Below are 17,448 nucleotides of genomic sequence, written 5' to 3'. Positions count from 1 at the left end.
CCCGGGGTTGAGTGGGAGCCGGTTGACGAGATGGCCGGGCGGGGGCAACAGGCCGGAGCCACGGGCCGTTCAGTGGTTCGCCTTGACGACCGCATTGGTAAGTCGTAGCTTTCGTTCGTGGGGACTTACGGAGTGCATCCGGGCTGGGAGGCGCTGGGCGATCCCAGCAGGCTCGCCATCGTTCAGCGCCTAGCCGAGCGGCCCCGGGCCGTGGGGGAGCTGGCAGATGAGTTGCCCATCAGTCGACCAGCCGTGTCGCAGCACCTCAAGGTGCTCAAGGGTGCGGGCCTGGTCGTCGACCAGGCGGTGGGAACCCGCCGCGTCTACCGGCTCAGTCCGGTTGGGTTGGCCGCTCTACGGGACCAGCTCGACACCTTCTGGCGCCGGGCGCTGGACGGTTATCAAGACATCGTCGACGAGACCGAGGAGAGTTCATGACGCAAGCAGCTTCGGCGGTGGTTCGCCGGCAGGTCGTCGTCAACGCGCCGATCGAACGGGCCTTCGCGGTGTTCACCGAGCGCTTCGGCGACTTCAAGCCACGCGAGCACAACCTGCTCCACGTCCCCATCGCCGAGACCGTGTTCGAGCCCAAGGTCGGCGGGCACATCTACGACCGGGGTGCCGACGGCAGCGAATGCCGGTGGGCACGCATTCTCGCGTACGAGCCGCCGACCCGGGTCGTCTTCAGCTGGGACATCGGACCGACCTGGCAGGTCGAAACCGACCCGGACCTCACCAGCGAGGTCGAAGTCGTATTCGTCGCCGAGACTCCAGCCCAGACCCGGATCGAGCTGGAACACCGGCACCTTGACCGGCACGGCCCGGGTTGGGAGTCGGTCCGAGACGGAGTCGACAGCGACACCGGATGGCCCCTCTACCTCAGCCGCTACCTCTCCCTCTCTGGTGCCGACAACTAACGACGCGACCAGGCCGCCGGCTGCGGTGAGTGCTTGATCCACTCCACGTCGCCGACGTAGCGGTATCCGCCCGCCGGGATACCGCTACGTCGGCGATGTGGTGGCGATCATCGATGCTGGCGGCGAAATGCCCAATTCGTCCCGGGTCTCGGTCCTCCCTGGTGCAGGCGACGTCGAGGAAAACCTTGCCGAACTCGCGCACGCGGTCCTGGACTTCTACCAGCAGTCGATCCCGATGCTGGGGGCGCTCCTCGCCGACCCCGAGCGCATGGCGGCGCACCGGGTGGCAATGAGCCGGCACGGCGGAGGCCCCGACAAAGCGGTCGCCGTCTTCGCCACGTACCTGCGAGCTGAGCAGGACATCGGTCGCCTCAACCCGGGCGCGGACCCGGAAGCTGCCGCGTCGCTACTGATCGGCGCCTGCTTCCACGAGGCGTTCCTGCGCTACTACGCCCAGGGGCCGGACGCAGAGCCGGCTTCGCGCGCGTCCGCCGAAGCGCTGGCCAGGGCAGTTGTTCGCCCACTTCGGTAACCCTGCGCGCCGCGTCTGGCGAGGTCAGTGCACGCGCGGGTCGGAGCCAGCCCAAGCCCGAGTGCGCGGTTTCATTAGGATGTTTTGTCGGGCTCACCGACGCCAGTCGGCTGGCCTCTGGCCGTAGTGAAGGGCGTTTCCCCATGGTGGACAGAAGCGACGTCGAGGCGGCCGCCGCACTGGTCGAGGGGCGGGTCCGGGAGACCCCGGTCATCGCCGTCGACGGTGCTGACCTGGGCGTGCCCGGGCAGCTCAGTCTCAAGTTGGAGTTGCACCAGCACACCGGCTCGTTCAAGCCGCGTGGCGCGTTCAACCGGATGCTTCAGGGGCAGCTGCCGACGGCCGGAGTGATCGCCGCCTCGGGCGGCAACCATGGCCTTGCCGTCGCGTACGCGGCACGGTCGCTGGGCGTGCCGGCGGAGGTCTTCGTGCCGGTGACCTCCTCGCCGGTCAAGGTGCAGCGGTTGGCCGGGTTGGGCGCCCAGGTGCGCCAGGTCGGCCAGCACTACGCGGAGGCGTTGGCGGCGAGCAGCCAACGCGCCGGGGAGACCGGCGCGTTGGTCGTGCACGCGTACGACCAGCCGGAGGTGGTGGCCGGTCAGGGAACCGTCGGCCGGGAGCTGGAACGGCAGGTCGACGGGATCGACACGGTGCTGGTGGCGGTCGGCGGCGGCGGGTTGGTGTCCGGCATCGCCAGTTGGTTCGACGGTTCGGTACGCGTCGTCGCCGTCGAACCCGAGCAGATCCCCACCCTGCACTCCGCGCTGAAGGCGGGCGGACCGGTCGACATCGAGGTGGGCGGTATCGCCACGGACTCGCTGGGCGCCCGCCGGATCGGCGACATCGCGTTCGACACCGCCCGCCGGACCGGGGTGGTCTCCGTGCTGGTCAGTGACGAGGACCTGGTGCGGGCGCGTCGGCTGCTCTGGTCGGAGTTGCGGGTCGCCGCCGAGTTCGGTGGTGCCACCGCGCTGGCCGCGCTGGTCGGCGGCGCGTACGTGCCGCAGGCGGGGGAGCGGGTGGCAGTGATCATCTGTGGTGGCAACACCGACCCGAGTGACCTGGGCCCGGCCGCGCCGCACTGACGCCGAAGAGCGGTGGCCCGGCGGAGAATGACTCCGCCGGGCCACCGGCGTCAGAGGGGATAGGTGCGGGCGACCGCCAGCATCTCGGAGCTGTGCGACCCGACGACGCCGACGGCCGGCGGCCGGGGGCGGAAGCCGGGCAGCGTATCCAGGCCGTCACTGGCGTCCATCGCCCGCAGCGCCACCTGCCCGCCGGTCGGCCGCAGGGTCAACGCGACCTCGATGCCCTCCGTCGGCGGGGCGTGGAACACCAGCCCGAAGCCCCACTTGCCTTCGCGGGGCTCCACCGGCACGGACCGTCCGGCCACCTCGGCCCGCAGCACGGTGGCGGTCGACGTGTCGACGTGCAGGGTGGCGAGCCGGGCCGCTCGCTGCGGGGTGAGCCGCAGTCGCAGCGTGCGTTCGCCGCCGGAACTGGTGTCGGCCAGCACCTCCAGCTTCGGCGCCGGCAGGTTCGCCGGCTGTGCCGGCCCAGCCCGCAGCTCACCGTCGCCGAGCCCGGGGAAGTCGTCGCCGACGTCGGTCACCCCGTCCACGTAGCCGTCGGTCCACGACTGCGGGTCGCTCTCGTGGCTGAGCCAACGGGCCTGGCCGGTGCCCGCGTCGAGGGCGTACATCAGATGGGTGGGCGCGGGGTGGGCGGCGTCGAACCGGTCGACGCCGAGCCCGACCCCGGCGAGCACGACCGCCACCACGGCGGTGGCCGCGGCCGGCAGCACGCCGAGCCGGCGGGCCTGCAACGCCCGCAGGCCACGCTGGCCGCCGGCCTGCGGGTGCAGCAGGTCGACCACCGGCAGGGCGGTCAGGCCGAGCAGCACCGCGACCAGCGCAGCCACCCCGCCCATGGCCATCCCCAGCGCGGGGAAGAGCAGCACCACGGTGGGCAGCAGGATCATCACGCCGACGGCCGCGGCGGCGGTCACCGCCACCACCGGCCACGGCCCGGTCTGTCGGGTACGCAGCGCGACCAGCCCGCCGAGGGCACCGGCCAGCGCCGGCAGGGTGGTGAGGTACGCCCCGCCGGGCACCGCCACGGCGAGCAGCACCCCGAGCAGGGCCAACCAGGCCAACCCGCCGACGGCGAGGGCGGCCGGGCCGATCCGGCGGCGGGTCAGCGCGTACCAGGTGAACAGGATGGCTGCGGCGAGCGCCAGGACGGCCAACCGGTACCAGATCGGCCGGTACGGGTCGAGCAGTTCCGCGTACCCCGGTCGGATCGTGGTGATCGCCAGCCAGAGCAGCTGCGCGGCGACCGGCGCGGCGACGATCGGCACCAGGGCCAGCCCGAAGCCGGCGGCCAGCCGGCCGGTGCTGGCCCGACCCCGTCGCCGGGTCAACCAGCCCAGCGCGGCCACCGCGGCCACCGCGAGCAGGGCCAGCGGCAGGGTGAGCCAGCCCGGGTAGCGGACCAGCCCGCCGGGGACCGGGAAGTAGGTGGCGTCGTGCCCGGAGCGCAGGTCGGTCAGGTCGGTTCGGCCGAACTCCCGGGCCAGGCCCAGCGCGTTGTCCCCGTGCTGCTGGAGGCTGCCCCGGTCCATCGCCGCTGGAGTGTCCAACGGCGTGTGGTAGATCGCGCCGCCGTCGATGTAGGCCGAGTTCAGCCCGACGAACTTTTGGTCCAGGAACGCGGTGAAGTCGGTGTCGTTGGGCAGCGCGCGGTAGATCTCCACCGCGAACGAGGTGCCGACCGGGTGCGGGGCGGACCGGCCGAAGACGTCCACCAGATTCGCGTTGTTCCGGGACGTCTCAAACATGATCACTGGCCCGGTGGAGCCGCGCGCCTCCAGGTTGAGCACCACACCGCCGTCGGCGGCCAGCGGGTGACTGGCGGCGAACGCGGCCGCGCCGCAGAGGCACGCCTCCTCGGCGTCGGTCAGCACGAAGACGATGTCGTTGCGGGGCCGGGGGCCGGTGCTCAGCGCGCGGGCCACCTCCAGGATGGCCGACGTGCCGGCCGCGTCGTCGTTGCCGCCCGGCCCGGTCTGCACCGAGTCGTAGTGGGCGACCAGGAAGACCCGGCCCGTCGAGTCGGTGCCGGGCAGCCGGGCCACCACGTTGCGGACGCGGGCCAGAGTCGCCCCGCCCGCCGCCCCGCTGAGCTGGCCGGCCTCCGGCGCCACGGTGTCCTGCACCTCGGTCTCCAGGCCCAGCCCGCGCAACTGCTGCTCGACGTGCGCGCGAACCTGGTCGTTGGCCGGGCTGCCGGCGACGTGCGACCGGGCCGCGATCACCTGCACGTCCTCGTACGCCCGGGCGGCGCTGAACTCACCCGCCGGCGCGTCCGCCGGCTTCGGCGTCGGCGTGCGCAGGTCGAGCAGGCTGCCGGCGCCGACGGCGGCCAGCGCCACCAGCGCCGCCGCAGCGGCCACGAGCCGCCGGTGCGGTCGAGTCAACGCACGGTCGGCAGGGGGTACGCCCCGAGTCGGACGGGCCGGCGTGCCCGTCGTGGCCGGGGTGGTGGGTGCGCCCACGGGAACTCCTCGGGGGGTGGTGGGGCCTGGGGTGGCACCATCCTGCCCGTCCGCCGCCCCGGATGGGATGGCCGGTACGCCCTACCCCCACCGTCCGCCCGGTTTGTCATTCGGCGGGCAGTGATGCGGCCCATCCCCGCCCGCGCCGCAGGCGTCGTGTTGTGTGCGACCGTTGTCTAATACAGGATCAGCAGGGCACTCGGAAGGAGCCCGACATCACCAGCGAACTCCCGCGTCTCGCGGCGGTGACCCGGCCGCACCGGGGGGCCGGCTTGGCCGGTTCCCCAGTTGTGCCGTACCCCCACGGTGGCCTGGCGCGGCACGCCAACCTGCCGCCCGGCGAACGGTTGCGGGTGCTGCTGGTGGAGGACGACGAGGGTGACGCCTTCCTGGTTGGTGAGCTGCTCGCCGAGACGAACTCGATGATCGACCTGCTGGTCGCCACCAGTCTCAGCGAGGCACGTCAGCGGATCACCGGCGTCGACTGCGTCCTGCTCGACCTGGGCCTGCCCGACGCACAGGGGCTGGACGGGTTGCGCCACGTGTTGGAGATGTCCAGCGGCGCCGCCGTGTGCGTGCTGACCGGCCGCTCGGACGAGCACCTGGGCATCGTGGCGGTCGCCGAGGGGGCACAGGACTACCTGGTCAAGGGCCAGGTCGACGGGGTGCTGCTGACCCGCGCGCTGCGCTACGCCGTGGAGCGCAAGCGCGCCGACGAGAACGCCCGCAGGCTGCGCGAGGTCGAGCTGCGCCAGGCCGAGTCGGCCCGCCTCGAACGTGGCCTGCTGCCCCAGCCGCTGATGACGACCGACCAGGTTGCGGTGCACACCTTCTACCGGCCCGGGCGGCACGCCGCGCTGATCGGTGGGGACTTCTTCGACGTGGTGCAGACCCGGCCGGACCGCCTCTATCTGATCGTCGGCGACGTCTGCGGGCACGGGGTGGACGAGGCCGCCCTCGGTGTGGAGCTGCGGGTGGCCTGGCGGGCACTGGTGCTCGCCGGAGTGCCGGACGACGAGGTGCTGCCCGCGCTGGAGCAGGTGCTGATGAGTGAGCGCCGGCTGCAGGAGATCTTCGCGACGGTCGCCACCACCAGACTCGACCTGGACGCCAACCGGGCCACCGTCCGACTCGCCGGGCACCCGCCGCCGCTGCTGCTCTCCGGCGGCCGGGTCGCCCCGGTGCCCGCGCCCGGCGGCCGACTGCTCGGCGTACGACCCCGCCGGCCGATCGCCTACGACCTGGAGTTCGACACCGATGACTGGTCCCTGCTGATGTACACCGACGGCCTGATCGAGGGGCGGGTGGGTGCCGGCGACGAGCGGCTCGACGTGCCGGGCCTGAGCGGGTTGCTGGACGAGCCGGCCAACCGTGCGGTGTCGCTGCCCGAGCTGCCGGCCTGGCTGGTCGGTAGGGCCGAGCACATCAACGGCGGCCCGCTCGCCGACGATGTGGCCATGCTGCTGGTCAGCCGGGGTGGTGGCCGGTGACGCCGGTGGTCGGCGGCTGGAGTCTGCGCCGTCGGGTCATCACCCTGCTCACCGTGGTGGGTGTGCTGTTGATCGCCCTGGCCGGCGCGGAAGCCGCGATGGCCGCTCGCAACCGGACCCAGATCGACGCCGTCCTGAACGAGACCGGCCCGCTGCGGGTGCAGTCGCAGGAGCTGCTCAACGCGCTGCTCGACCAGGAGACGGCGATCCGTGGGTACGCGGTCAGCGGTGATCCGGCCGACCTGAGCCCCTATCGGGAAGGGCTCGAGCAGGAGAAGAGCGTCGTCGCCGGGATGCGGATGCTGCTGGGCGACTATCCGCAGATCGGCCAGGAGTTGCGGATCGTCGAGGAGCGCACCGCGCAGTGGCGGCAGTCGGTGGCGGAGCCGGTGATAACCACCACCGAACAGAGTGGCACCAGCGCGGGCCAGGCGTTGGTCACCGAACGGGCCCGGCAGCAGTTCGACGAGGTGCGCTCGGCGGTGAACGACCTCCAGGAGGAGATCCTGACCGCTCGGGAGCAGTCCGCCGACAACGTGCGCACCAGCAGCAACGTGCTGGTCGTCCTGTTGATCGTCGCAGCCCTGGTGGTGGTCGTGGCCGGCGCGGTGCTGCTGCTCTCGCTGGACCGGATGGTGATCCGCCCCCTGACCGGGCTGGCCAACCAGGTCCGCGAGGTCGCCGAGGGCGACTACCAACACGGCATCGCCGCCGTCGGCCCGCCGGAGTTCCTCCGGCTCGGCGAGGACGTGGACGCGATGCGCCAGAAGATCGCCGCCGATCTGGCCGAGGTGCGGGCTGCCCGCGAGCGCATCGAGTGGGTCAACAGTCAGCTCCAGAAGCAGGCCGAGGAGCTCACCCGGTCCAACCGTGACCTGGAGCAGTTCGCGTACGTGGCGTCGCACGACCTGCAGGAGCCGCTGCGCAAGGTGGCCAGCTTCTGCCAGCTGCTCCAGCGCCGCTACGCCGGGCAGCTCGACGAGCGGGCCGACCAGTACATCGCCTTCGCGGTGGACGGCGCGCAGCGGATGCAGCGCCTGATCAACGACCTGCTCGCGTTCTCCCGGATCGGCCGTCTCACCACCGGCTTCGTCGAGGTCGACCTCAACAAGGTGATGGGCGACGTGGCCGGCCAGACCGAAGCCGCCCGGCAGTACGCCGACGCCGAGCTGACCTGGTCCGAGCTGCCGGTGATCTCGGGTGAGGAGCCACTGCTCACCAACCTGCTGGCCAACCTGGTCAGCAACTCGATCAAGTTCCGGCGCCCGGACGTGCCGCCGAAGGTGCACATCTCGGCCCGGCTGGTGGGTGCCGAGTGGGAGATCAGCTGCCAGGACAACGGCATTGGGATCGAGCCGGAGTTCGCCGACAAGATCTTCGTGATCTTCCAGCGGCTGCACTCGAAGGACGCGTACCCGGGTACCGGCATCGGGTTGGCCATCGTCAAGAAGATCGTCGAATATCACGGCGGTCGGGTCTGGGTGGACACCGACGTGCCGGAGGGCACCGCGATCCGGTTCACCCTGCCGGCGCTTCCCGGGGACATCGAGGCCGCGGCGGCGGCCGCTGTCGACTCGTCGGAGCAGCCGCAGGATCTGGCAGCGGGCGACGCGACGCCCTCGAACGAGGTTCCGGCAGCTCCGACGGAGCAGTCCGACTCCTCGGACCGGCCGGACCGGGCCGACGAGGCGCCGGAAAGCGGTAGAACGGGTGACATGAGGGAGACGGTGGGATGACCGCGCCGGCGGATGGCAAGAGCCCGATCGAGGTCCTGCTCGTGGAGGACGACCCGGGTGACGTGCTGATGACCCAGGAGGCGTTCGAGGAGCACAAGCTGCGTAACCGGCTGACCGTCGTCTCCGACGGCGCCGAGGCGCTCGCCTACCTGCGGCGGGAGGGCCAGTACGCGGACGCGGTGGCGCCCGACCTGATCCTGCTCGACCTCAACCTGCCCCGCCGTGACGGCCGGGAGGTGCTGGAAGAGATCAAAAACGACCCGGAACTGCGTCGGATCCCGGTGGTGGTGCTCACCACCTCGCAGGCCGACGAGGACATCCTGCGCAGCTACCAGCTGCACGCCAACGCCTACGTGACCAAGCCGGTGGACTTCGAGCGCTTCATCTCGGTGGTCCGTCAGATCGACGAGTTCTTCGTCAGCGTGGTCAGGCTGCCGCCGCGTGGCTGACACCCTGCTCGACGACGTCGGCGACCTGCTCCGGGAGGCCGCCGACCAGGTCGTGCTGCCACTGTTTCGCAAACTCGACGACGCCGACGTGTCGGAGAAGGCGCCCGGCGAGGTGGTCACCATCGCCGACCGCCGTGCCGAGGAGTTGCTCTCGGCGGGGTTGCGTCGGCTGCGACCGGGCTCGACGGTGGTCGGTGAGGAGGGCGTCGCCGACGATCCAGGGCTGTTGCGGCACCTGCGCGACAGTGGGGACGTCTGGCTGGTCGACCCGGTCGACGGCACCGCCAACTTCGCCGCGGGTCGCCGGCCGTTCGCCCTGATGGTGTCGCTGCTGACCGACGGGCTGCCGACCGCCGGCTGGATCCTCGACCCGCTCGCCGACACTCTCGCTGCGGGCTGGGCGGACGACGGCACCCTGCTCAACGGTCGACCGGTCGACGGCACCGCCACCGTGCCGCCACTCGGCGAGCTGCGCGGCGCGGCGATGACCCAGTTCCTGCCGCCGGAGACCCGCGACCGGGTCCGCGCCGGCGGCCGTCGGCTCGGTGAGCTGCTGCCCGGCCAGCACTGCGCCGGCCGGGAGTATCTGGACATCCTCAACGGCGAGCAGCAGTTCGTGCTCTTCTGGCGCACCCTGCCCTGGGACCACGCGCCGGGCACCGTGCTGGTCCGTGCGGCCGGTGGCGTTGCCCGCCGGTTCGACGGTGTCGACTACCACCCCGCCGACGACGGCCGAGGTCTGCTCGTCGCGGTCAACGAGCAGGTCTGGGCCGAGGTGCGCGACGCCCTCCTCAGCCACTGATCCGCGCACTGCGCAACGGCGTCAGGACACTCCGTCGACATTGACGTAGTCCGAAGGTCAGGGGGCTGGTCACCGGCCCACAGTCCGGTATCGTGACCGGCGGTCTCCGCCAGCAGGCCGCCGACCGGCGCCGGCGGGGACGCCGCCGCGCAGTTGTTCACCCGGGGGCCGGCGGTCGACGGAAGGACGCTTGCGTGCCCAGGACCAGGCTCAGCCCGCGGCTCGGTCGCCGCGCACTGTTCGCCCTGCTCGCCGCCGTCGCGCTGATGCTCGGCGGCACCGCCGTGCCCGCGTACGCGGAACCCGGCGAGGGCGGCAGCAAGAAGCTGCAGGACGCGTTGGAGCTGACCGCCAAGGGTCACATCGAAGCCAAGGCCAAACTGGACAACTCCAAGCGTCGCCAGACGGCGCTGACCGGCGAGTTGACGGTGGTCGAGGGTCGCCTGGTCGGGCTCACCGCCCAGGTCGGCGAGGTGGCTGCGCAGTCGTACCGCGCGGGCCGGCTCAGCCCGGTCGCGATGCTGCTCAACACCGCCACGCCGCAGTCGTTCCTGCAGCGCGCGAGCGACCTTGAGCTGATGGCCCAACGGGACAGCAAGCGGCTGCGTGACCTCGTCGAAGCCCGGCAGCAGGCGCAGCAGGCCAAGGTCGCCATCGACGCCGAGGTCCGCGAGCAGCAGAAGCAGCTCGCCGTCATGGCGAAGAAGAAGAAGGAAGCCGAGGCGGCACTCGCCGAGGTCAGCTCGGGCAGCAGCAACGGTTTCAGCGGCGGCAGTTCCGCCTCGGCGAAGCCCGCGCCACGCAACCCCGACGGATCCTGGCCGTCGGAATCCTGCTCCGTGAAGGACCCGACCACCTCCGGCTGCATCACCCCACGCACCCTCAACGCGCTCAACCAGACCCAGGCGGCCGGCTACAAGCGGCACGTCTCCTGCAAGCGCACCGGTGGCGGCGGCGAGCACCCGAAGGGGCGGGCCTGTGACTTCGCGGCCGCCACGAACGGCTTCGAGGACCGCAACGCGACCGGCGGTGACAAGGCGTACGGCGACAGCCTCGCCGCCTGGCACGTGCGCAACGCCGACCGACTGGGTGTGCTCTACGTGATCTGGTACCGGCAGATCTGGCACCCCGGCACCGGGTGGCGTTCGTACAGCGGCAGTGGCAGTCCCGCCGCGTCCCACACGAACCACGTTCATCTATCGCTGTACTGACCCGAGCCAGCATTTCCCTGCGTACCATCGCGACGATGAACACCCCACCGTCCGACGTGGCGGCTCCGCCGGCCTCCTCGGCCCCGCCCGTGTCCGTCACCGGCCGGGCCCTGCCCAACGGCCTGGCCGCCTTCCTGGTCTTCTTCTCCAGCGGCGCCGTGCTGGTGCTGGAGACCGTCGCCCTGCGCCTGGTCGGCCCGTACGTCGGGGTGACCCTCCAGGTGACCAGCTCGGTGATCGGCATCGCGCTGGCCGCGATCGCCTACGGGGCGTGGTCCGGTGGTTGGCTGGCCGACCGGCGCAACCCGCGTGGCCTGCTGGCACCGGCGCTGGTGCTGGCCGGCATCGCCACCGCGATCACCCTGCCCGTCGTCCGGTACGCCGGTGAGGTGCTGCGGGGCGGCGCGGCCAGCGCGATCCTGCTGCTTGTCGCCCTGGCCGTGTTCGTACCGGCCGCGCTGCTGGCCGCGGTCACCCCGCTGGTCGTGAAGCTCCAACTCGCCGATCTGCGCCGCACCGGCCAGGTGGTTGGCCGACTCTCCGGGATCGGCACCCTGGGCGGCATCACCGCGACCCTGCTCACCGGCTTCGTGCTGGTCGCCGCACTGCGCAGCACGGTCATCCTGCTGACCCTGGCGGTCGCGCTCGGGTTGGTCGGCATCGGCCTCGGCTGGTACCTGCGCCGGCAGGAGCCCACCGAGCTGCCCGGTCCCGCCCGGACCAGGGCCGTGCTGGCCGTGCTCGGCCTGGTCGGAGCGGGGCTGACCACCGTCGCACCGAACCCGTGCGACATCGAGACGGCGTACCACTGCGCCCGGGTCACGTCAGACCCGGACCGGCCCAACGGACGGACCCTGCTGCTCAACTCGGCCCAACACTCGTACGTGGACCTGGCCGACCCGAAGCACCTGGAGTACGCGTACACGAAGTGGATCGGCGCGGTCGCCGACGTGGCCGCGCCGACCGGGCAGCGGTTGGACGCGCTGCACCTGGGCGGCGGCGGGTTCACCGTGCCGCGCTACCTGACCGCCACCCGGCCGGGCACCGACAACGTGGTCTTCGAGATCGACGGCGGGCTGGTCGAGTTGGGCGAGCGGGAGCTGGGCGTACGCACCGGGCCGGACCTGCGGGCGGTCGTGGGCGACGCCCGGATGCTGGTCGCCGGCGAGCCGACGGACAGCCGTGACCTGGTGGTCGGTGACGCGTTCGGTCACCTGGTGGTGCCCTGGCACCTGGCCACCCGGGAGATGGCCGCCGAGGTCCGGCGGGTGACCCGCCCCGGCGGCGTGTACGTGCAGAACGTCATCGACTACCCGCCGCTGCGGTTCATCCGCGCCGAGTTGGCCACGGTGGCCGCCGAGTTCACGCACGTCGCGCTGATCGCCCCACCGGAGGCGCTCGCCGAGGAACAGGGTTCCAACTTCCTCATCGTCGGCTCCGACGCGCCGCTGCCGCTGGACGCCGTCCGCACCCGGCTGAGCGAGGTGGATCCCAAGGTCAGCCTGCTGTCCGGCGCGGCGCTGACGGAATTCGTCGGCGGGGCTCTGGTGTTGACCGACGACTATGCCCCGGTGGACCAACTACTGGCGACCGCCTGAACGGGTGACAGCTCTGACCGATTCCGACACTCCAGGTGTAGGCCGGTTGATCCTGGGCAACAACGGTCACCATGGGTGGTGGGGACCGAAACGGCGCGCAGCTCCTCGATGAGCGGTACCGACTGATCGAGCAGCTCGGCGCGGGCGGCATGTCGGTGGTGTGGCGCGGCTACGACGAGGTGCTCGGCCGCCAGGTCGCGGTGAAGGTGCTGGCCTCGCGGCTGGCAAGCGACCGGGCCTTCCGCCACCGGATCCGGATCGAGGCGCAGGCCGCCGCGCGGCTCTGCCACCCCAACATCACGAACGTGTACGACTACGGCGAGTCCGAGCAGGTCGGTCTGACCGTTCCCTACGTCGTGATGGAGCTGGTCGACGGCGCTTCGCTGGCCAGCCGACTGGGCCGGGAGAGCCAACTGCCGTGGCGGGAGGCGGTGACCATCGCCGCGGAGGTCAGCTCGGCGTTGGCCACCGCGCACGCCCGCGGCGTGGTGCACCGCGACGTCACCCCGGGCAACGTCATGCTCACGTCGACCGGGGTCAAGGTGGTCGACTTCGGTATCTCCGCGCTGGTTGGCGAGAGCGAGAAGGGGCCGGACGGCGCGCTGCTGGGCACTCCCGCGTACCTCGCTCCGGAACGGCTCGACAACGGCCAGGTCTCCCCGGCCACCGACGTGTACGCCGTCGGGCTGCTGCTCTACCGGATGCTCACCGGGCGGCTGCCGTGGAGGGCCAGCACGACCACCCAGATGTTGCGCGCACACATGTACAACGACCCGGAGCCGATGCCCACCGTCGCAGGGCTGCCCGACGAGGTGACCGACCTGGTGGGGTGCTGCCTGGCCAAGCGGCCCGCCGACCGACCGGCCACCACCGAGTTGACCCGGATCCTCGCGGACGCAGCCGGAATGCTCGCGGCGGTGCCGGTCTCCCCGGCCGGTGGACCCCTGGATCCCGCCATGTTGGGCAGTGTGGGTACCACGATTCTGCCCTGGTCGGCGGCGACCGACGCGTTGCCGCTGTCGCGTACCCGTGAACGGGACCGGCGGACGCGGCAGCGGGTGAGCCGGCGCCGGCGGGTTGAGGCGGGGGTGGCCGCCGTCGGGCTGATCGCGGTCACCGGGGCGATGTGGGGGTTCACCTCACGTACCCCGGCCAGCGGTGAGGGCCGGCCGACGACCGAGGCCCGGATGGGCCTGCCGACGGCGGCGCCCTGCGAGGTGGCGTACGCGCTGCGTGCGGACTCCGGCACCGATTTCGCCGCGGAGCTGACGCTGACCAACACCGGTGATCGTGAGCTGCGGGACTGGGCGATGAGCTTCACCTTTCCCGGCCAGCAGACGGTGACGAAGGCCGAGCCCGCGCCGGTGCACCAGCAGGGAAGTACGGTGCTGATTCGGCCGACCGCCCAGCGCAACACGTTGGCACCCGGTGCGACCGAGAAGCTCACGCTCACGGGGACGTACAGCGGGGCGAACCCGCTGCCGGTGGAGTTCCGGCTCGGCGAGTCGACCTGCGGGGTCCGCGTCTCCGGGGTCGCCGGCAGTGCGCCGTCCACGGCCCCGCCGAGCAAGGCCGCCACGACGAAGGTCCCGCCGGAGGCGACGACGGTGCGCGGCGGCTCCGGTGCGGGCGGCGGTGCGGCGAAGGCCAAGCCCCCGAAGCCCGCAAAGGGCCCTGCGAAGCCGGGCAAGGGCGAGGGGCACGGTGGCGGTGGCCGGGGGAAAGCGTCACATTGACCGAGAGCCGCGACGGTCGCTGACGGCGACGGTCAGCGCGTTGTCACGATTCAGGGCCGTCAGACCAGTTGGTCTGACGGCCCCGTTTGGTGTGCTGATGTTCAGGCCTTGTTGAAGGTGTTCTTGGCCCAGAGGTAGGAGACGAGGGCGATTCCGGTGCACCAGGCGGCGGCGATGACGGCGCTGTTGCCGATCGGGGTGCCGAGCAGAAGGCCGCGGACGGTTTCCATGATCGGGGTGAAGGGCTGGTATTCGGCGAACCAGCGGAGGGCGGTGGGCATGGAGTCGGTGGGGACGAAGCCGCTGCCGAGAAAGGGAAGCAGGATCAGGGGCATCGGCGCGTTGCTGGCGGCCTCGGGGGTCGAGGACTTCAGGCCGAGAGCGACCGCCAGCCAGGTGACGGCCAGGACGAGCAGGGTGAGCACTCCGGCGGCGGCCAGCCACTCGACTGCGCTGGCGTTCGGGCGGAAGCCGATGGCGAGGGCGATGCCGATGAGAACGGCCATGCTGAGCAACTGCTGGACGAGGCTGCCGATGACGTGGCCGGTCAGGACCGAGGCCCGGGAGATTCGCATGCTGCGGAAGCGGGCGATGATGCCTTCGGTCATGTCGGTGGCGACCATGACGGCGGTTCCGGTCGCGGCCGTGGCTGCCGCCATGAGCAGGATGCCGGGGACGACGTAGTCGACGTAGGCGTCGCGACCGCCGCCGATGCCCGCGCCAAGGGTGCCGCCGAAGACATAGACGAACAGGACCAGGAGGATGGCGGGCGTCGCGACCAGCTGCACGGTCATGGACGGGTAGCGGAGCAGGCGCTTGAGCTGCCGCCGGACCATCGTGGAGGAGTCACGCATGGCGAGCGTGAGGGTGTTCATCGGGTGGTCTCCTTCTGGCGGCCGGTGAGGGTGAGGAAAACGTCGTCGAGATCGGGGGTGTGGACGCTCATCTCGTCGATGTCGATCGAGCCTTCGTCCAGGCGGGCGAGCAGTTCGCGGATCGCGCGGACACTTCCGTCGCTGGGCACCTGCAGGCTGAGCGCCTCGGGGTCGGCGACTCCTGTTCCGAGGAGGTGCCGAGCGGCGTCGAGCAGGTGCGTGTCGGTGAAGGTGAGTTCGATGTGGCCGCCGGGGATGAGTCGCTTGAGCTCCTCGGCGGTGCCTTCGGCGATCAGGCGTCCGTGGTCGAGGAGGGCGATGCGGTCGGCGAGTTCGTCGGCCTCTTCCAGGTACTGGGTGGTGAGGAAGATGGTGACGCCGTTGGCGACCAGTTCACGGACGATCTGCCACATGGAGCGACGGCTGCGGGGGTCGAGCCCGGTGGTGGGCTCGTCCAGGAAGATCAGGCGGGGGTCGCCGACCAGGGTCATCGCGAGGTCGAGCCTGCGCTGCATTCCACCGGAGTAGGTGCTGGCGGGCTTGCTTGCCGCGTCGACCAGGTCGAACCGTTCGAGCAGCCCGGCGGCCTTGCGCTTGCCATCTCGGCGGGACAGGTGATTCAGGTCGGCCATGAGGAGCAGGTTCTCCTCGCCGGTGAGCAGCTTGTCGACGGCCGAGTACTGCCCGGTGACGCCGATCGCGCCGCGTACGTCGTCCGGCTTTCGGGCCAGGTCGTGGCCGGCGACGTGGACGGTGCCGCCATCGGCGGGGATCAGCGTGGACAGGATCTGGACGGTGGTGGTCTTGCCCGCCCCGTTCGGGCCGAGCAGCGCGAAGATCGTTCCTTCGGGGACGGCCAGGTCGATGCCGTCGAGCACGATCTTGTCGCCGTAGGACTTGTGCAGCCCGTTCGCTGAGATGGCCAGGTTGGTCATGATCATGCCCTTCAGAGGCTGCGGGCGACGACGTCGCCGTAGCCGGTGGTCGCGTGGATGTTCAGGTCGGCGGTGCCTTCGGTGTTCTTCAGCGCGTTGTGGATCCGGCCGAAGCCGGTACTGGCGTCCAGGGCGGCCGAGACGCCGTGGGCGGCGCCGACCGACAGTTCGCCGGCGTCCGTGCGCAGGACGACCGTGCCGCGCACGGCCTCGGTGACGCGGATGTCGCCCTTTCTGGTGCTGATCTCCGCGGGGCCGTTGAGGCGGCCGACCGAGACGTCACCAGCGGCAGTGGTGAGTCGGGCGCTGGCGGCCTCGTCGAGCTTGATGTGGCCGTGTGCGACCTCGAAGGCGACGTCGCCGAACCGTCCGACGCCCCGCAGTTCGGCGCTGGCCGCCTTGGCCTCGACCCGGGAACCGGCGGGCAGTTGGACCGTCACCTCGATGGATCCGGAACTGCCGAAGTACCTGTTCTTCGCCGAAGCCTCGATCCGCAGAACGCCGTCGCTGTATTCGACAGTGGTCTGCTCCGCGACCTGCACGTCGCGGCCGTTCGAGGCGTCCGCGGGGAGGATCTCGACCGCGGTGTCGACGCGGTCGGCGGCGATGAACCGCACACGGCCGGCGGGGATGTCCAGGACGGTGGAGATAGGGGTGGGGCTGTCGAACTTCCGCATGACGTTCTCCTTGCGACCCGTTCTTTCTGACATCGGAAACGCTACGTTGCTTTCCAATGCCCTTCAAGTCGCTTGTTGCGATGCGGCGGCGTTTAAGCAGGTCAAGCCGCTAAAATCGTTGCATCGGACGTAATGCTAACGCAACGATCTTGACGTCGCCGTTGCTATGAGTTGAAGTGAACGCTATGCGCTGGCAGGCGGAGCGGGGCATTGTCCGGAGACAGGCACACCGGCCTCAGACGCCAGGTCAGCGCTGCCCCGCGAACCGCTGAACCTGGTCGATCCCACCCTCGACGATGAGCACCCCACCGTGCGGGAGCGCGGTGTCGTCCGAGGTGTAGCGGAAACGTTCACCCGGCAGTTTGGCGCCGACCACCCGAACCCCGTAGCGCTCCTCCGGTCGCAGGTCGAGCAGGGTGCGCCCGACCAGGGACTCCGGCACCCGGACGGTGGCGATGGCGAAATCGTCGTCGAACTCGATGAAGTCCAGCAGTTGGCTGACGATCAGGTGCGCGACCCGGTCCCCCGTCTCCGCCTCCGGAAAGATCACGTGGTGTGCGCCCACCGAGGACAAGATCTTGGCGTGCTTCTGTGAGGTCGCCCGGGCCCAGACCTGTGGCAGGCCCAGCTCGACCAGCGCCAGCACGGTGAGCACACTCGCCTCCACCGAGGCCCCGATGGCCACCACCGCCCGACCGAAGCTGGTGATCCCGAGCTGCCGCAGCGCGCCCTCCTCGGTCGAGTCCGCTTGGACGACCCGGTCGAGCTGCGCCGACCAGCGCTGCACCTGCGCCGGATTGCGATCGATCGCCAACACCTCGCGGTTCATCCGGGCCAACGACCCGGCCAGATGGCAGCCGAAGCGACCCAGCCCGATCACCACGACGCCGCCGCCGTCCGCTCTCTTTGCCGACACCGCGCCGCTCCTTCCCTG

The 17,448-nt window shown here is 71.1% G+C and carries 16 protein-coding genes; 11 read left to right on the top strand and 5 right to left on the bottom strand.

From position 1 onward, the window contains the following. The first annotated feature begins 117 nt into the window (after positions 1 to 117). The 4 genes from JOD64_RS11410 to JOD64_RS11395 all read left to right on the top strand — a co-directional run bounded on the left by JOD64_RS11410 (position 118) and on the right by JOD64_RS11395 (position 2,534). On the top strand, positions 118 to 438 hold the full coding sequence (locus JOD64_RS11410) for an ArsR/SmtB family transcription factor (protein ID WP_204942204.1): 321 nt from the start codon (positions 118 to 120) through the stop codon (positions 436 to 438). Continuing rightward, positions 435 to 917: an SRPBCC family protein gene (locus JOD64_RS11405; RefSeq protein WP_204942203.1), complete on the top strand. Its 483-nt coding sequence runs from the start codon at positions 435 to 437 to the stop codon at positions 915 to 917. The genes JOD64_RS11410 and JOD64_RS11405 overlap by 4 nt, the downstream gene beginning before the upstream one ends. 100 nt (positions 918 to 1,017) lie before the next feature. Next, a complete protein-coding gene (locus JOD64_RS32925; RefSeq protein ID WP_204942202.1) occupies positions 1,018 to 1,449 on the top strand; it encodes a TetR/AcrR family transcriptional regulator C-terminal domain-containing protein in 432 nt (143 codons plus the stop codon). A gap of 143 nt (positions 1,450 to 1,592) precedes the next feature. Next, positions 1,593 to 2,534, top strand: a complete 942-nt coding sequence (locus JOD64_RS11395) for a threonine/serine dehydratase (RefSeq protein ID WP_204942201.1) — start codon at positions 1,593 to 1,595, stop codon at positions 2,532 to 2,534. Between the two features lie 50 nt (positions 2,535 to 2,584). Here the strand turns inward: JOD64_RS11395 and JOD64_RS11390 are convergent, their stop codons facing one another. Next, the gene (locus JOD64_RS11390; protein ID WP_204942200.1) at positions 2,585 to 5,005 is read right to left on the bottom strand and encodes a M28 family peptidase; all 2,421 of its coding nucleotides are present in this window, start codon (positions 5,003 to 5,005) and stop codon (positions 2,585 to 2,587) included. A gap of 290 nt (positions 5,006 to 5,295) precedes the next feature. Here JOD64_RS11390 and JOD64_RS11385 point away from each other — a divergent pair, with 290 nt between their 5' ends. From JOD64_RS11385 to JOD64_RS11355, 7 genes are all read left to right on the top strand, one after another. Then, on the top strand, positions 5,296 to 6,495 hold the full coding sequence (locus JOD64_RS11385; protein ID WP_204942199.1) for a PP2C family protein-serine/threonine phosphatase: 1,200 nt from the start codon (positions 5,296 to 5,298) through the stop codon (positions 6,493 to 6,495). After that, positions 6,492 to 8,231 (top strand): sensor histidine kinase, encoded by a 1,740-nt coding sequence (locus tag JOD64_RS11380; RefSeq protein WP_204942198.1) that lies wholly within the window; start codon positions 6,492 to 6,494, stop codon positions 8,229 to 8,231. Before JOD64_RS11385 ends, JOD64_RS11380 begins: the two co-directional genes overlap by 4 nt. Then, a complete protein-coding gene (locus JOD64_RS11375) occupies positions 8,228 to 8,680 on the top strand; it encodes a response regulator (RefSeq protein WP_204942197.1) in 453 nt (150 codons plus the stop codon). Before JOD64_RS11380 ends, JOD64_RS11375 begins: the two co-directional genes overlap by 4 nt. Beyond that, positions 8,673 to 9,482, top strand: a complete 810-nt coding sequence (locus JOD64_RS11370) for an inositol monophosphatase family protein (RefSeq protein WP_204942196.1) — start codon at positions 8,673 to 8,675, stop codon at positions 9,480 to 9,482. Before JOD64_RS11375 ends, JOD64_RS11370 begins: the two co-directional genes overlap by 8 nt. Positions 9,483 to 9,748: 266 nt before the next feature. Continuing rightward, positions 9,749 to 10,693, top strand: coding sequence for a coiled-coil domain-containing protein (locus JOD64_RS11365; protein WP_239560577.1), 945 nt, complete (start codon positions 9,749 to 9,751; stop codon positions 10,691 to 10,693). Positions 10,694 to 10,728: 35 nt separating this feature from the next. Then, complete coding sequence (locus JOD64_RS11360) at positions 10,729 to 12,291, top strand: fused MFS/spermidine synthase (RefSeq protein ID WP_239559478.1); 1,563 nt, start codon at positions 10,729 to 10,731, stop codon at positions 12,289 to 12,291. Between the two features lie 71 nt (positions 12,292 to 12,362). Further along, a complete protein-coding gene (locus JOD64_RS11355) occupies positions 12,363 to 14,027 on the top strand; it encodes a serine/threonine-protein kinase (RefSeq protein WP_204942194.1) in 1,665 nt (554 codons plus the stop codon). A 101-nt stretch (positions 14,028 to 14,128) separates the two neighbouring features. On the opposite strand, the gene JOD64_RS11350 is transcribed toward JOD64_RS11355, so the two are convergent. The 4 genes from JOD64_RS11350 to JOD64_RS11335 all read right to left on the bottom strand — a co-directional run bounded on the left by JOD64_RS11350 (position 14,129) and on the right by JOD64_RS11335 (position 17,430). Further along, a complete protein-coding gene (locus JOD64_RS11350) occupies positions 14,129 to 14,902 on the bottom strand; it encodes an ABC transporter permease (RefSeq protein WP_204942193.1) in 774 nt (257 codons plus the stop codon). Further along, positions 14,899 to 15,837, bottom strand: a complete 939-nt coding sequence (locus JOD64_RS11345; RefSeq protein WP_204946015.1) for an ATP-binding cassette domain-containing protein — start codon at positions 15,835 to 15,837, stop codon at positions 14,899 to 14,901. Before JOD64_RS11345 ends, JOD64_RS11350 begins: the two co-directional genes overlap by 4 nt. An 11-nt stretch (positions 15,838 to 15,848) precedes the next feature. After that, positions 15,849 to 16,514, bottom strand: coding sequence for a DUF4097 family beta strand repeat-containing protein (locus JOD64_RS11340; protein WP_204942192.1), 666 nt, complete (start codon positions 16,512 to 16,514; stop codon positions 15,849 to 15,851). A gap of 247 nt (positions 16,515 to 16,761) precedes the next feature. Then, positions 16,762 to 17,430, bottom strand: coding sequence for a potassium channel family protein (locus tag JOD64_RS11335; protein ID WP_204942191.1), 669 nt, complete (start codon positions 17,428 to 17,430; stop codon positions 16,762 to 16,764). Between the last annotated feature and the right edge of the window lie 18 nt (positions 17,431 to 17,448).

Origin of the sequence: Micromonospora luteifusca (assembly GCF_016907275.1) — a bacterium.
Classification (GTDB): Bacteria; Actinomycetota; Actinomycetes; order Mycobacteriales; family Micromonosporaceae; genus Micromonospora; species Micromonospora luteifusca.
The sequence above is the reverse complement of the archived record's forward strand: the minus strand, read 5'-3'. Positions and strand labels throughout refer to the sequence as shown.